Origin of the sequence: Rugamonas aquatica, from assembly GCF_009380215.1 — a bacterium.
Taxonomy (GTDB): domain Bacteria; phylum Pseudomonadota; class Gammaproteobacteria; order Burkholderiales; family Burkholderiaceae_D; genus Rugamonas; species Rugamonas aquatica_B.
On the sequence record NZ_WHUG01000007.1, the window covers coordinates 300,215 to 315,064 of the forward strand.

Here is a 14,850-nt window from a genome sequence, read left to right on the forward strand (position 1 = left end):
TGATTAGCGCTGCATGAAATCGGGACTGCCCAGCAGCATGGCCGCGCGCAGCGGCGCAGGGCTGGCGGCGACCGCGTCCTGCGTCTTGGCCGAGATCGAGCCGGCCAGCGTCGCCTGCAAGGCCTGCACGTCGAGCTCCGGCGCCATCTGCGTGGCGAAGGCGATGCGGCGGCTCAGCGCATCGGGATTGAGCCAGGCCTCCTGCGTGTTCTTGTAGCCGTCCGGCGTCTGGCAGCCATACAGCGGCATGCCGAGACGGGTCAGCACGCCCAAGGTCTGCTTGATGTCCGGCGCCGCTGCATTGCCGGCGCGCGCGGCGGAGATCACGTACTGGTAAGGCGTCTTGAACTTCGCGCCCACCGCTTCCGGCGCCATGAACTCCGCGCTGGTGAACAGCGTGCGCAGCACGCTGCGGATATCGCCCTTGCTGTCGATGTAGGTTTTGGCCATGCGATCCACCAGCGCAGGCGGCGGCTGGTCCTGCACGAAGTACTGCGCCAGCTGGAAGCTCAGGTGATGCGCGGTGGCCGGCAGCATCGCCAGCACGTCCAGCGCATACTCGCCCTCTTCCTGGCCGCCGGCCCTGATGCGGCGGCCCAGCCAGACCTTGTCGTCGCGGTCGTGGCGCGCGGCGTCGAAGTTGAAGGTGCGGTTGCGCGCCACCAGCTCGCGGTTGTCGTAGGTCCAGCCGGTGAGCATGCGCGCCAGTTCCGTCACATCCTTCTGCGTGTAGCCGCTGTCCACGCCCATGGTGTGCAGCTCCATCAACTCGCGCGCATAGTTTTCATTCAGGCCGCTGCTCTTGGCCTTCTGGCCGCCCTGTTTCTTCCCGCGCGGGACATAGCCGTTGGCGGTGGATACCCAGTTGTCCAGGTAGTACAGCATGGCCGGATGGTGCGCGGTGGCGCCCAGCAGGTCGCGGAAATTCCCCAGCGAGTAAGGGCGGATCGCATCGCGCTCGTAGCTGGCGATCAGCGCGCGGTCCACGCCCTTGCCGGCGTAGACGTTGAAGTGATTGAACCAGAAATCGACCATCACCTCTTCCAGCTGGTTCGGACTGTCGATGGCGCGGACGATGCGCGCCTCCGCCGTCTGCCGGCCGATGGCGGCGATCACTTCGCGCCGTTTGGCCTGGTCGCCGTCGGACTCGTTCTTCGCCATGCCGCGCACTTCCAGGAAGCGCCGCAGCACCACGCCGGCCGGCTCCTGCGCCGCATCGAGGCCGGCCAGGCGCGCGCTCAACGCGGGCGGCAGCGGCGCGCCGGCGTTGAGCTGGGACTCGATATAGCGCTGCACGCCCATCTGCGTCACCCGTTCGACATCGCCCGGCTTGGGCCCGTAGGCGATGCGGTTGAGGACATGGGCGGCGGCCTGTTCCGGCGTCAACGGCTCGGTGGCGGCGGCGGTGGCGGCAGCGCTTGCGGCCACGGCCACCATGGCGATCCAGCGGAAAAGCTTCATGGCGGAGCTCCGGTCGAAAAATATATTTACGTTATATAACAATATTGTCCTGCCTCAAACGACTGCCATGTATCGGTTGTAAGCGGCTGTAAGCGGCTGGAATGCATTGCTTCACAAATAAATTAAACAATCGATTTAGTTATATCATTTGTTTAAATTATGTGATGTAATGCCGCCCATGAACGCTAAACCTACTTCCATCGATACCAGCCAGCCCGCCGACGACGGCCGCAAGCCACGTTCGGACGGCGAACAATCACGCGAACGGCTGCTGCACGCCGCCATGCGTTTGTTTGCCGCGCAGGGCTTTTCCAAAACCTCGACCCGCGAAATCGCCCAGGCGGCCAACGCCAACGTCGCCGCGATCAGCTACTACTTCGGCGACAAGGCCGGCTTGTACCAGGCCTGCTTCAGCTTCATGTGCCAACCGGAGCCGGAGCATATCGAGATGTTCGCCCAGCCGCATTTCACGCTGCGGGAGTCGCTGGATGGCTTCTACCGGCAGATGCTGGCGCCGCTGATGGCGGGCGAAGATGCGCAATTGATGGTGCGTCTGTTTTACCGGGAAATGCTGGAACCCACCGGCCTGTGGGAGCAGGAAATCAACAACAACATCAAGCCGGAACATCTGGCGATGGCCGAGGTATTGAGCCGTCACCTGGGCCTTGAAAAGCCCACCGACGATGTACACCGGCTGACTTACGCCATCGCCGGCATGGCCGTGCAGATCATGGTGGGACGCGACATCATCACCGCGATCACGCCGCATCTGCTGGCCACGCCGGAGGCGATCGACATCTGGGCGCAGCACCTGGTCGGCTATGCCGAAGCCATGATACTGGCCGAGAAATCCAAAATTCAACGAGGGAAAGCATGAAGATAATCCTACGCGCGGCGGCACTGGCCGTCGCCGCGTCGCTGAGCGCCTGCGCCACGCAGGCGCCCGCGCCGCACGTGGCCGCGCTGGCGCCGCAGCAGTGGCAAGCACCGCTGCCGACGCAGTTACCGCACAACGGCAGCCAGGCCGACCTGGCCAGCTGGTGGAGCCGCCAGGCAGACGCCTTGCTGGTGCAGCTGATCGAGTCTGCGCAAGCGGTCAGCCCGACCATCGCCACCGCCGGTTCGCGCATCGCGCAATCGCGCGCCGAACGCGTGGCCGCAGGCGCCGCGCTGGCGCCGTCGCTGGACGCATCGGTCAGCGCCAGCCGCAGCAACCAGCAATCGACGATGCCGATGGGGACCACCTCGCAGGCGGCCCTGCAGGCGTCGTGGGAGATCGACCTGTTCGGCGCCAACCGCGCCGCGCGCGACGCCGCCCAGGCGCGCCTCGACAGCGCCCACGCCGGCTGGCACGACGCCCGCGTCTCGGTGGCGGCCGAAGTGGCCAACCAATACTACGGCCTGCGCGCCTGCGAACAGCTGCTGGCCGTGGCCGGGCAGGACGCAGCATCGCGCACCGACACCGCTCGCCTGACGGAACTGAGCACCAAGGCCGGCTTCCAGTCGACAGCCAGCCTGGCGCTGGCCCGCGCCAGCGCGGCCGACGGCAACAACCGCTACCTCGCGCAGCGCGCGGCCTGCGACATCAACGTCAAATCACTGGTGGCGCTGACCGCCATCGCAGAACCTGAACTGCGCCGCAAGCTCGCCGACGGCGCGTCGCTGGCCGCCGGCGCAGCCGCCAGCGCGCCATCGATCGCCATCGCCGAACTGCCGGCGCGCACGCTGAGCCAGCGTCCCGACGTCTTCACCGCCGAACGCGAAGTGACGGCCGCCAGCGCCGATGTCGGCAACGCCCAGGCGCAGCGCTATCCGCGCCTGTCCTTGTCCGGTTCCGTCGGCTACGGCAACTTCCGCGCCGGCGGCGTCAACACCGGCACCGACACTTGGACCATCGGCCCGGTCGCGGTGACGCTGCCGCTGTTCGATGCCGGCAAGCGCCGCGCCAACGTCGACGCGGCCAGCGCCCGTTACGACGCCGCCGTCTCCAGCTACCGCGCCGCCGTGCGCCAGGCCGTGAGCGAAGTGGAACAGGCGCTGGTCAACCTGGACGCCACCGGCCAGCGCACCAGCGACGCCCAGGCCGCGCTGGACGGCTACCGCGTCAACTTCACCGCCACCGAAGACCGCTACAAGAACGGGCTGGCCAGCCTGTTCGAACTGGAGGACGCCCGCCGCACGCGCCTGGCCGCCGAACAAACCGTCATCAACCTGCAACGCGACCGCAGCGCCGCCTGGGTAGCGCTGTACCGCGCCGCCGGCGGCGGCTGGACCGCCCCGGCCGACGGCGCCCCTGCTGTCGTCAGCGCCAACTAAAAACAAGAGCCCTTATGAAAAACCTGAAAACCCATCTGAAACCTGTCGCCTGCGCATTGCTGGCCGTCTTCGTCATCGGCGGCGCCGGCCTGGCGCTCTACCCGTCGTCCACGCAAGCGGCCGACGACAAGAAAGCGGAAGCCCCGAAGCCGGCGCTGACCGTCACCACCACCAAACCGTCCGCCGCGCGTCTGCCGATCAAGCTGGCCGCCAACGGCAACGTCGCCGCCTGGCAGGAGGCCAGCGTCAGCAGCCAGTCCACCGGCCTGCGCCTGGCGGAAGTGCGCGTCAACGTCGGCGACGTGGTCAAGGCCGGCGATGTGCTGGCCGTGTTCTCCGCCGAAACCGTGGAAGCCGACCTGGCCCAATCCAAAGCCGCGCTGCTGGAGGCTGAAGCCAACGCCGCCGACGCCGTCGCCAACGCCGCCCGCGCCCGCACGCTGCAAAACTCCGGCGCGCTGAGCGCGCAGCAGCTGAGCCAATACGCCACGGCCGAACAAACCGCCAACGCCCGCATCGCCTCGGCCAAGGCCGCGCTGGCGAGCCAGCAACTGCGCCTGAAATACACCAAGGTGGTGGCGCCGGACAGCGGCATCATCTCGTCGCGCGGCGCCACCGTCGGCGCGGTGATCGGCTCCGGCACGGAACTGTTCCGCATGATCCGCCAGGGCCGCCTGGAATGGCGCGCCGAAGTGGTGGCCGCCGACCTGCGCAACCTGAAGGTCGGCACCGGCGCCGTCGTCAAGGCCGCCAACGGCAGTGAAGTGAAGGGCAAGGTGCGCATGATCGCTCCGACCGTCGACACGCAGACCCGCTCCGCGCTGGTCTACGTCGACCTGCCGGAGGACGCCGGCAGCAAGGACGCGCCGTTCAAGGCCGGCATGTTCGCCAGCGGCCAGTTCGAACTGGGCACCTCCGACGCGATGACCGTGCCGCAGCAAGCCATCGTCGTGCGCGACGGCTTCAGCTTCGTGTTCCGCCTGAACGCCAACCAGCACGTCAGCCAGATCAAGGTGCAGCCGGGCCGCCGCCTGGGCGACCGCATCGAAGTGCTGGGCGGCCTGACCGCCGACACGCAGGTCGTGGTGCGCGGCGCCGGCTTCCTCAACGACGGCGATTTGGTCAGCAATGTCGCCGACACCGCGCCGGCCGCCAAGCTGGCCGCGAAGTAAGGACACGCCATGAATTTTTCCTCCCTATCGATCAAGAATCCGATCCCGGCGATCATGCTGTTCGCGCTGCTGACGCTGGCCGGGCTGCTGGCCTTCAAGGCCAATCCGGTGCAGGACTTCCCGGACATCGAACTGCCTATCGTCACCATCACCGCCACGCTGGACGGCAGCGCGCCGGCCCAGCTGGAAACCGAAGTGGCGCGCAAGATCGAGGACTCGGTCGCCACGCTGCAAGGCGTGAAGAACATCTCGACCACGGTGCTGGACGGCGTGTCCACCACGGTGGTGGAGTTCATCCTTGAGAAGCAGATCTCCGACGCCGTCAACGAAGTGCGCGACGCCGTCGCCCGCGTCAAGGCCGACATGCCGGCCGAGCTGCGCGACCCGACCGTGACCAAGGCCGCCACCGCCGGCCGCGTGGTGATGACCTTCACCGCGGCCGCCTCCAAGGCGCCCGGCGAAAAGATGGACACCCAGGAACTGAGCTGGTTCGTCGACAACGCCGTCTCCAAGCGCCTGCTGGCGGTGCCCGGCGTGGGCGCGATCAAGCGCGTCGGCGGCGTGAAGCGCGAGATCCGCGTGGAGCTGGACGACGCCCGCATGGCCGCCCTGCGCGTGTCCGCGCTGGACGTGTCGCGTCAACTGCGCCTGGTGCAGAAGGAAGCGCCGGGTGGACGCGGCGATGTCAGCGGCGCCGAACAATCGGTGCGCACCATCGCCACCGTGCAGAGCGCGGCCGAACTGTCGGCCATCGAACTGCCGCTGACCGACGGCCGCCGCGTGCGCCTCGACCAGGTGGCCACCATCACCGACACCGTCTCCGAGCCGCGCGCCATCGCGCTGCAGGACGGCGTGCCGGTGATCGGCTTTGAAATCTTCCGCACCAAGGGCGCCAGCGAAACGGACGTGGCCAAGGGCGCCCGCGCCGCCATCGAAGAACTGGCCAAGAACAACCCGCGCGTCGAACTGAAACAGGTGATCGACAACGCCTTCCCGGTCGAAGAGAACTTCAACGGCTCGATGGAGCTGCTGTACGAAGGCGCCATCCTGGCGGTGCTGGTGGTGTGGTGGTTCCTGCGCGACTGGCGCGCCACGCTGGTGGCCGCGGCCGCGCTGCCGCTGTCGGTGATGCCGGCCTTCCTCGGCCTGTATTTGTTCGGCTACACGCTCAACATGGTCACGCTGCTGTCGATGGCGCTGGTGGTGGGCGTGCTGGTGGACGACGCCATCGTTGAAATCGAAAACATCGCGCGCCACCTGCGCATGGGTAAAACCCCGATGGAAGCGGCGATGGAAGCGGCCGACGAAATCGGCATGGCGGTGATCGCCACCACCTTCGCGCTGGTCGCCGTGTTCCTGCCGACCGCCTTCATGGGCGGCGTGCCTGGCCTGTTCTTCAAGCAGTTCGGCTGGACCGCCGTGGTGGCGGTGCTGGCATCGCTGGTGGTGGCGCGTCTGCTGACGCCGATGATGGCCGCCTACATCCTCAAGCCCATCATGCACGGCGAGGAAAAAGACGGCTGGCTGATGACGCGCTACATCAGCGTGATGCGCTGGTGCCTGAAGCACCGCCTGGTGACGGCGATCGCCTCGCTGGCCTTCTTCGTCGGCTCGATCATGCTGGTGGGCCTGCTGCCGACCGGCTTCGTGCCGGCCGCCGACCGTTCGCAGACTCAGATCAACCTGGAACTGCCGCCCGGCTCCACGCTGGCGGAGACCCGCGTGATCGCCGAACGCGCCCGCAGGGCCGCGATGGAAGTCAAAGGCATCAAGGCCGTATTCAGCTCCATCGGCGGCGGCTCCAGCGGCGACGCCTTCGCGCCCGGCACCGCAGCCGAAGCCCGCAACGCCGTGCTGACGCTGACCACCGTGCACCGCAACGACCGCAAGGAATCGATGCCCGACCTGGAAGCGGAGATCCGCACCAAGTTGAACGCCATTCCCGGCGCCCGCTTCAAGGTGGGCCCGCCGGACAACGGCGTCAAGATGCAGCTGGTGCTGCGCAGTGAAGATCCGGTGGCGCTGAAGGAAACCGCCCAAAAAGTGGAGCGCGAAATGCGCACGCTCAAAGGCGTCGGCAACGTGCGCTCCAGCGCCTCGCTGGTGCGTCCGGAGATCATCGTCACGCCGGACTTCGCCAAGGCCGCCGATCTGGGCGTGACCGCGGCCTCCATCGGCCAGACCGTGCGCGTTGCCACCGCCGGCGACTACGACACCGACCTGACCAAGATGAACCTGCCGGAACGCCAGGTGCCGATCCGCGTCAAGCTGCCGGACGCCGTGCGCGCCGACCTGGACGCCATCGGCCGCCTGACGGTGCCGGGCAAGAACGGTCCGGTGCTGCTGGCCACCGTCGCCACCATCACGATGGACAGCGGCCCGGCGCAGATCAATCGCCTGAATCGCAGCCGCAACGTGACGCTGGAAGTGGAGCTGGGCAAACGCTCGCTGGGCGAAGTGAACGAGGAAGCGCGCGCGCTGCCGACCATGAAGAACCTGCCGCCGTCGGTGAAGATCGCGGAACTGGGCGACACCCAGGAGATGGCGTCGCTGTTCGCCAGCTTCGGTCTCGCCATGCTGATCGGCGTGGTCTGCATCTACTGCGTGCTGGTGTTGCTGTTCAAGGACTTCATGCAGCCGGTGACGATTTTGTTCGCCCTGCCGCTGTCGATCGGCGGTGCCTTCGTCGCGCTGCTGGTCACCGGCCGCGCGCTGTCGATGCCGTCGATGATCGGCCTGATTATGCTGATGGGGATCGTTACGAAAAACTCAATCTTGTTGGTTGATTATGCTATTCTGGCGCGTCAGGAAGGCATGAGCCGTTTCGAAGCGTTGGTCGATGCCTGCCATAAGCGCAGCCGTCCGATTCTGATGACCACCATCGCCATGGGCGCCGGCATGATGCCGCTGGCGCTGGGCTGGGGCGCCGATCCGAGCTTCCGTTCGCCGATGGCGATCACGGTGATCGGTGGCCTGATTACGTCGACGTTATTGAGCCTGCTGGTGATACCGGCCGTGTTCACCTACATCGACGATCTGGAACATCTGCTGAAACGCCTGATGGGCATGCTGCGTCGCCAACCGGCGCCGGCGCCTGAAGAAACCGCCCCACCGCTGCGCAAAGTCGCCGGCGGCGGCCACTAACATCAACTCAAGGAGATCGATATGGAATATGAAGTCAAGGAATTGCCCGCAGTACGCGTAGCCTACCTGCGCTACAAGGGTCCGTTCGGTGCGCCGATCGGCGAGTTCTGGAAGGAAGTGTTCACGCCGTGGCAGAAAGCCTTCGGCCTGGTGAACAAAGTCACCTACGGCGTGGCGCAGGACGACCCAAGCACCACGCCGCCGGAGCAGTGCCGTTACGATGCGTGCGTCGAAGTCTCGGCCGAGTATCCGATCCAGGAACCGGCGAAGGAAGCGACGATACCGGCCGGCCGCTACGCGGTGGCCAGGTTCAAGGGCACCGGCGACCAGGTGCCGCAAGCCTGGGGCGAGTTCTTCGGTCAGTTGCACGCCGAAGGCAAGGCCGACGCGGGCGCCTGCTTCGAACGCTATCCGGCCGACTACGCGATGGACCCGGCCACCGGCGTGTTCGAATCGGAGCTGTGCATCCCGGTAAAATAACCGTCATTCCCGCGTAGGCGGGAATCCATGCTGCGGCGATGAGCACGCGGCCTATGGATTCCCGCCTTCGCGGGAACGACGAGGGTCCGGCGACGCGGTCCAGCCGCCGCCCATCGCGCGGTACAAGTCCACCGATGCCACCAGCGTACGCGTCTTCAGTTGCAAACGTCCCACGTCGGCGTTGTACAGCGTGCGCTGGGCATCCAGCTCCTCCAGATACGAAGCGTAGCCATTGCGATAGCGGTTGTGCGCGATGCGCAGCGTTTCGGCCGCCGTGGCGCGGCGCGCGTCGTTCTGCACCGCCTGTTCCTTCAGGCGCGCCAGCGCCCCCAGGCTGTTGTCGGTTTCCGCGAACGCCGTACGCACCGCATTCTCATACGCATAAACGGTTTGATCGCGCTGCGCGGCGACGGCGTCGGTCTGCTGCTGCACGCGGTCGCCCTCGAACACCGGCGCGACGACAGCGCCGGTCAGCCGCCACAACGCAGTCGGCGCGTTGACGAAATCGTGCCACTTCAGGTTCTGCACACCGCCCACCATCGTCAGTTTGAACGATGGCAGCAACTGGTCGCGCGTGGCGGCCAGGTTGGCGTTGACGGCGATCAGGTTGAATTCGGCGCGGGCGATGTCGGGACGGCGACGCAGCAATTCCGACGGCAGGCCCGCAGGTACGGGCGGCGCTTGCAGCTGCACCAGTTCCAGGCCGCGTGCGACCGGACCGGGATTGCCGCCGGTGAGGATGGACAGCGCATTCTCCTGCTCGAAGATGGAGCGCTTCAGCTGCGGCACCTGCTCCGCCGTGGTTTGATATTCAGCCTGCGCCTGCAGCCACTCCAGCCGCGAGCTGTAGCCGACATCGAACTGGCGCTTGGCCAGGTCACGCGATTCCTCGCGCAGCTTCAGCGTCGCTTCGGTCAACGCCAGCTGGGCGTCCAGACCGCGCAAGTTCAAATAGCCCGAAGCCACGGTGGCGGCGATCGACAGCGCGGCCGCGTCGGCGTTGGCCTGCTCCGCCTGATAGGTGGCGGTGGCGGCATCGGTGAGCGCGGCCAGGCGGCCCCACACATCGACTTCATAACTGGCCTGGAACTCGGCCTGGTAGACGTTGGTCACGTAAGGCACGCCGTTGTAGGCCAGCTGGCGCGTGCGGGTTGGCGCGGTGTCGACGAAGACGTTGGCCTTCTGCCCGGCGGCTGCCACGCCGACCAATGCGCGGTACTGCGCCACGCGGGCGCGGGCGATGCGCAGGTCGCCGTTGTGTTCCAGCGCGGCGGTCACCAGCGCGCTCAGCGCCGGGTCGCCAAAGGCTTGCCACCATTGCGCCTGCACGACGGCGCCCTGCTCCGTTTCAGCGGCGGTGCGCCAGGCGGCGGGCGTCTGCAAGGACGATGCGGGCGCAGGCGGCGCCTTGGCCGCGCAGCCGGCCAGCGCCAGCACCAGCGCCGCAGCCGCCGGCGCCGCCATCGCCGCCACTCCCGCCGGTCTCACGCCCAGTTTCATGGCTTGGCTCCGGCGGTCTTGGCCGGCGCGGCGCTCGAATCGTTCAGCACCGCCGACGTATCGATGCTGACCACCACCGACATCCCCGGCGCCAGGCGATGCGCCTTGGCCTGCCCCGCGTCGATGCGGATGCGCACCGGAATGCGCTGCGCGATCTTCACATAATTGCCGGTCGCGTTATCGGCCGGCAGCACGCTGAACTCCGAACCGGTGGCCGGCGAAATCCGCTCCACCTGGCCGGTCAGCTGCGCGCCATCCAGCGCATCGACCTTGAAGGTGGCGCTCTGCCCGACCTGCACGCCGTTCATCTGCGTCTCCTTCAGGTTGGCGATCACCCACAGCTGGCGCGGCACAAGCCCCATCAGCTGCGCGCCGGTGTTGACATACGCGCCCTTGCGCACCGTGACCTGGCCCAGCTGGCCGTCTTCCGGCGCGGTGATGCGCGTATTGTCGAGGTCCACCCTGGCCGCCTTCAGCGCCGCCGTCGCATTCGCCACGGCCGCCGCCAGCGACAACTTGTTCACCACCACCGACTGCACCTGCTGGCGGGCGATCTCCAGGCTGGCGCGCGCCTGCGACACCGCCGCCGCCGTCTGCGCCTTGGCCGCCTTGGACGAATCCTGCTCGCGCAGCGACAGCGAACCGTCGGCCGCCAGCGAATTCACGCGGCTCAAATCGGCCACCGACTTGGCGGCCTGCGCTTCCGCGTTGGCCAGCGTGGCCTGGTTCAGCGCCACGCCGGCTTCCGCCGTACGGTGCGCCTGCTCCCAGTTGGCCAGCGCCGCTTTTTGCGCGGCCAGCTGGGCCTCCGCCTGCTCGTAGCGCTGCTGGTAGATGCGGTCGTCGATCTGCACCAGCAAATCACCCTGCTTCACCTGCTGGAAGTCCTGCACCCGCACGTCGGTGACGTAGCCGGGCAACTGGGTGCCGATCAGCGTGACTTGGCCGCGCACCAGCGCATTCTCGGTGGAGACGATGGCGCTGCTGAACGGCGGCAGCCGCCACGCATACAGCACGATCAGCACGCCGACCAGGGCCACGAACGAAAACGCGATCGCCGAAATGATCTGCGCGCGCCGGTCGGGCGCGGGCGCGACCGGCGCGGCGGCTGCAACGGCGGCCGCCGCGGCAGCAGCGGCCACCGCTGCGACACGGGTTTCGGAAGAGGAGGAATTGTCGGGAGTATTGTCAGCCATATGCGTCAGCGCGATCCGGAATTGTTGAGAGAGACGTTGGCCATGCCGGTCTGCGCGTTGTGCGCAGGCTTGGCCTGGCAGACGACGCACACCGACCACAGATGGCGGCCCAGCAGCCAGGCCAGTGTCAGCAGCGCCACCAGGGTAATCATCAGGAAGACATCGTTGTAGGCGAGGATATTGGCCTCGCGCGTGGCGGCCGCGCCCAGCGCCGCCACGCCGGTCGCGCTGCGGGCGGCGGGATCGGACAGCGCCGCGCCGACCGTGGCGCCGCCGCTCTGGATGCGCGCCGCCACCATCGGATCGAGCAAGGTCAGATGCTCGACCAGTATGCTGGAGTGGAACTTCTCGCGCACCACCTGGAAGGTGCCGACCAGCGCGGAGCCCAGCAGGCTGCCCAGCGTCTGCGTGATGCTGAACATGACCGAGAAGCTGACCAGGTTATTCGGCGCCGCGATCACCGCGCCGAAGCCCGATACAAACGTCGGCCCGATAAAGAAGGCGCCGCCGAACGCCAGCAGGAACTGGCTCACATACAGGTCGGCCGGCCGGGTCAGGTTGGTGGCGTCGGAATCCATGTAGGCGCCGGCCGCCATCACCGCCAGCGAGAACATCAGCTGCAACGGTATGCGCGCCGGCGTGATGGTCAGCGCGCTGGCCACCAGCCCGGCCACGGTGCCGATCATGACGATGATCCACAACATCTGCATCTGGTCGTTGTTCAGGCCCAGCGCCTGCAGGAAGCCCACGGTGCCGTTGGCCTCCGACTGCACCACGCGGATCAGCAGCACCGACATGGCCAGCCGCGCGATATTGCCGTTGGTGAGCCAGCGCGTGTTGAGCAGCGGGCGCGCGCGGTTATGCTCGACCAGCAGCGCGGCGGCGATCAGCACGATGGCGCCGGCCAGGCACAGTCCCAGCCAGCGCGATTCGAACCACCACACAGTGCGGCCTAGCGCCAGCACGGCCGATAGCAGCGCCACGCCGGGCGCGAACAGGCCGAAGGTGAGGAAGTCCATTTTCTCGAAGGCCTTGACGCGGTCGCCCGGCGGCAGCTTGAGCGCCAGCACGCAGGCCAGCGACAGCAGCGCCAGTCCCAGTTCGAAGAAGTACAGGCCGCGCCATTCGCCGAACTCCATCAACTCCGACGAGAACATGCGCGCCATCGGCAGCGCCAGTTGCGAGAAGCCGATGCCGAACACCACGGCCTTGAGCCGGTGCTGCGCCGGGAAAGCCTGCAGCGTGTAGTACAGCCCGAGCGTGGTCAGCGCGGCGCCGCTCATGCCGTGCGCGGCGCGCACCGCGATGGCCGAGGCCAGGCCGTGCACGAACAGGTGGGCCACGGTGGCCAGCGCATACAGCACCAGGAACAGTTCCGTGAACAGGCGCAGGCCGTACTGCTGGCGGAACTTCACCAGCAACAGGTTCATCGACACATTGGCCATCACATAGGCGGCCGGCAGCCACTGGATCTCCGCCGAGTAGACGCCGAGCGAGCCTTGAAGGTAAGGCAGGTTGACCGACACCAGCGCGTTTCCCAGGCCGCCGGTGACGGCGACGATGAAGCCGACGACCAGAAAGGCCAGCCGGCGCTCGGCCGTGTGCAAGGGTGTGGACGGCGATCCCGGCAACGTGGGGCGCTCGTGCGGAAGCCATACTTGAGGGGCGTAGACGTCCATGCTCAGCTTATCCTGATTCTGTTCTTAGGCGGGGCGTAAACTGCGTAATGGCGAGCATATCACTATGCACGCCATTGTTGAATAATTTACAGTCCGGCCAAAAGGCAGAGACCCGGGATAGAGCCGGCCGGCGCCGGCCCGGTGTTACTTGGCGCTGCGTGAGCTCAGCAGTTTGGAAATGCCGTAACCTGCGGCGGCGGCCAGCAGTACGGAGATGGCCGGGCTGGCGCGCACATGGCTGCGGCCCGACTCGGTCAGCGCCTTGCAGCTGGCCGATACCTGCTTGCCCCGCGCGATCAGGCGGTCGGACGTGCTTTCCACGGTGTCGGCCACTTTGTTGACGCCGTCGGCGACCTTGTCGACACCGTTATGGGCGCTGTTGGCCAGGCGGTCGGTGGTCGGTGGCACCTTGTCGGCGACCTTGTCGATGGCGGCATGCGCGTCGGCGCGCAGGTTGTTGCCGATCTGGGTGACGCCGTCGCGGGCGGAATTGATTTTGCTGTCGATGCTGTTTTCCATGATGCTTTCCTTTTTCGTGTGAATGTTGGAACTGCCAGGGACACGATAGGCTGATCGCCGGCGCTTAACCGTGCGCAAGCTAACAGAGAGGCAAGCTGGGCGCTCCATTGCAGTAATCAGCCCGCTATGTGAACTGGCACACGGACGGCGGCGCCTGACAGGAGGATGCTGGGAACGATATAAGACGATCCAGGAGAGCGGCATGTTTCCCATCTCATCCGCAGCGCTGACCACGCCGGCCAATATCTCGCCGGTGGCTGAAAGCGCCGCCGTCGCCCCCGTGCGCGCCGACCTGGTCACCGCCGCCGACTCCGCCACCGACGCGCCGGCGCCGGCTTCGGTGTCGATCGAGTTGTCGCCGGTGGCGAACTTCCTGCTGACGGTATCGCAATCGCAGCAACAACTTACCCAGCTGCAAACGGCCGTCGCCAACGGCGCCACGGCGCAGCAAACCGCCGAGCAGGCCGCGACCTTGAATGACACCACACAGAATGTCGTGAATGCGTTCAACCTGTTGCCTGCGGTCGATTTCAACCAAGCTGAACCGCAAGGACCGTCTCTGCTGAACAACCTGGTGCAGAGCCTGCAACAGCAGACCCAGGCCAGCAATGCAAGCCAGCAGCAGTCGGCGGCGCAGAACCTGGCGCAGATCGGCGTCACCCTGCAGCCGCCGTTGCTGTCGGATGCGACCGGAGGTTTGTCGCTGGATAACGAGGTGCTGCGGACCGCCTTCCGCAGCAACCAGCAAGCCACGACGGACACGCTGCAAAACACGCTCAACACCTTCAGCGAGCTGGCGACGCGCTTTGCCGAACAGCTGAGCGCCGCCGGCACCAGCGCGGCGGCGGCGCTGACGGCCCGGCAGCAGCCGGGGCTGACGCCGGCCGATATCGCCGAAAACGCCAGGCTGGACGTGGCGCGCACCGCGCTCGATCAGCTGGCGCAAAATCCTTTCCAGGAAACGCCGGCGGACCGCCTGGCCGCCCAGCGCGCGGGCCAGGAGCAGCGGCCCGATACGCAATCCCTGGCCCCGCCCTCGCCCATCGTCAATCCCCTCCAGGCATCGACCGCCGAGGTGATCGCCCAGCAAAACGCCGAGGCCGCCAACGCCACGCAGCAAGCGAACGCCGCGCAACAGGCGAACACGGCACAGCAGACCGCCGTCCGGCAAGCCAGCGATACGCAGGCACAACCGACCGATACCGGCAATACGGCGCAAGTCAATCCGAGCACTACGGCGCAAGGCGATGCGCAGGCCGCCCGGCAGGCGGCCGATGCCGCAGCCAGCGCAGCGGCTGCGCGCCAGCAGTCATCGGCCTCCCTGGGCGCGGTCAACGCCGCCAGCACGCAGGCGGCCACCCAGGCGGCGACGGCGCGCAGCGC

At 67.0% G+C, this 14,850-nt stretch carries 11 protein-coding genes; 6 read left to right on the plus strand and 5 right to left on the minus strand.

All coding sequences use genetic code 11. The annotated features are described in order from the left end of the window. Positions 1-3 precede the first annotated feature (3 nt). Complete coding sequence (locus GEV02_RS19115) at positions 4-1,461, minus strand: DUF1800 domain-containing protein (protein WP_152839458.1); 1,458 nt, start codon at positions 1,459-1,461, stop codon at positions 4-6. A 178-nt stretch (positions 1,462-1,639) separates the two neighbouring features. On the opposite strand from GEV02_RS19115, the gene GEV02_RS19120 reads away from it, so the two are divergent. The 5 genes from GEV02_RS19120 to GEV02_RS19140 are packed head-to-tail and all read left to right on the plus strand — an operon-like array spanning position 1,640 to position 8,573. Further along, on the plus strand, positions 1,640-2,338 hold the full coding sequence (locus GEV02_RS19120) for a CerR family C-terminal domain-containing protein (protein ID WP_152839459.1): 699 nt from the start codon (positions 1,640-1,642) through the stop codon (positions 2,336-2,338). Next, complete coding sequence (locus tag GEV02_RS19125) at positions 2,335-3,777, plus strand: efflux transporter outer membrane subunit (protein WP_152839460.1); 1,443 nt, start codon at positions 2,335-2,337, stop codon at positions 3,775-3,777. Before GEV02_RS19120 ends, GEV02_RS19125 begins: the two co-directional genes overlap by 4 nt. A 14-nt stretch (positions 3,778-3,791) precedes the next feature. Then, entirely contained in the window at positions 3,792-4,949 is a 1,158-nt protein-coding gene (locus GEV02_RS19130) for an efflux RND transporter periplasmic adaptor subunit (RefSeq protein ID WP_152839461.1), read from the plus strand. A gap of 9 nt (positions 4,950-4,958) precedes the next feature. Then, complete coding sequence (locus tag GEV02_RS19135) at positions 4,959-8,093, plus strand: efflux RND transporter permease subunit (protein WP_152839462.1); 3,135 nt, start codon at positions 4,959-4,961, stop codon at positions 8,091-8,093. Between the two features lie 21 nt (positions 8,094-8,114). Beyond that, positions 8,115-8,573: an AraC family transcriptional regulator gene (locus GEV02_RS19140; protein ID WP_152839463.1), complete on the plus strand. Its 459-nt coding sequence runs from the start codon at positions 8,115-8,117 to the stop codon at positions 8,571-8,573. A gap of 51 nt (positions 8,574-8,624) precedes the next feature. Here GEV02_RS19140 and GEV02_RS19145 read toward each other — a convergent pair whose 3' ends face one another. The 4 genes from GEV02_RS19145 to GEV02_RS19160 form a co-directional block, all read right to left on the minus strand. Then, a complete protein-coding gene (locus GEV02_RS19145; RefSeq protein WP_235922834.1) occupies positions 8,625-10,073 on the minus strand; it encodes an efflux transporter outer membrane subunit in 1,449 nt (482 codons plus the stop codon). Beyond that, the gene (locus GEV02_RS19150) at positions 10,070-11,269 is read right to left on the minus strand and encodes an HlyD family secretion protein (RefSeq protein WP_152839464.1); all 1,200 of its coding nucleotides are present in this window, start codon (positions 11,267-11,269) and stop codon (positions 10,070-10,072) included. Before GEV02_RS19150 ends, GEV02_RS19145 begins: the two co-directional genes overlap by 4 nt. Positions 11,270-11,274: 5 nt before the next feature. Continuing rightward, positions 11,275-12,948, minus strand: coding sequence for an MFS transporter (locus GEV02_RS19155; RefSeq protein ID WP_152839465.1), 1,674 nt, complete (start codon positions 12,946-12,948; stop codon positions 11,275-11,277). 144 nt (positions 12,949-13,092) lie between these two features. Next, positions 13,093-13,467, minus strand: coding sequence for a hypothetical protein (locus GEV02_RS19160; protein WP_070269155.1), 375 nt, complete (start codon positions 13,465-13,467; stop codon positions 13,093-13,095). A gap of 202 nt (positions 13,468-13,669) precedes the next feature. Here GEV02_RS19160 and GEV02_RS19165 point away from each other — a divergent pair. After that, positions 13,670-14,850: hypothetical protein (locus GEV02_RS19165; protein WP_408014856.1), on the plus strand; the 1,181-nt coding region annotated here is incomplete at its 3' end.

Excerpts from the sequence above, each read along its gene's own strand:
- GEV02_RS19115 (WP_152839458.1), bottom strand. The coding sequence starts at position 1,461 with ATGAAGCTTTTCCGCTGGATCGCCATGGTGGCCGTGGCCGCAAGCGCT.
- GEV02_RS19120 (WP_152839459.1), top strand. The coding sequence starts at position 1,640 with ATGAACGCTAAACCTACTTCCATCGATACCAGCCAGCCCGCCGACGAC.
- GEV02_RS19125 (WP_152839460.1), top strand. The coding sequence starts at position 2,335 with ATGAAGATAATCCTACGCGCGGCGGCACTGGCCGTCGCCGCGTCGCTG.
- GEV02_RS19130 (WP_152839461.1), top strand. The coding sequence starts at position 3,792 with ATGAAAAACCTGAAAACCCATCTGAAACCTGTCGCCTGCGCATTGCTG.
- GEV02_RS19135 (WP_152839462.1), top strand. The coding sequence starts at position 4,959 with ATGAATTTTTCCTCCCTATCGATCAAGAATCCGATCCCGGCGATCATG.
- GEV02_RS19140 (WP_152839463.1), top strand. The coding sequence starts at position 8,115 with ATGGAATATGAAGTCAAGGAATTGCCCGCAGTACGCGTAGCCTACCTG.
- GEV02_RS19145 (WP_235922834.1), bottom strand. The coding sequence starts at position 10,073 with ATGAAACTGGGCGTGAGACCGGCGGGAGTGGCGGCGATGGCGGCGCCG.
- GEV02_RS19150 (WP_152839464.1), bottom strand. The coding sequence starts at position 11,269 with ATGGCTGACAATACTCCCGACAATTCCTCCTCTTCCGAAACCCGTGTC.
- GEV02_RS19155 (WP_152839465.1), bottom strand. The coding sequence starts at position 12,948 with ATGGACGTCTACGCCCCTCAAGTATGGCTTCCGCACGAGCGCCCCACG.
- GEV02_RS19160 (WP_070269155.1), bottom strand. The coding sequence starts at position 13,467 with ATGGAAAACAGCATCGACAGCAAAATCAATTCCGCCCGCGACGGCGTC.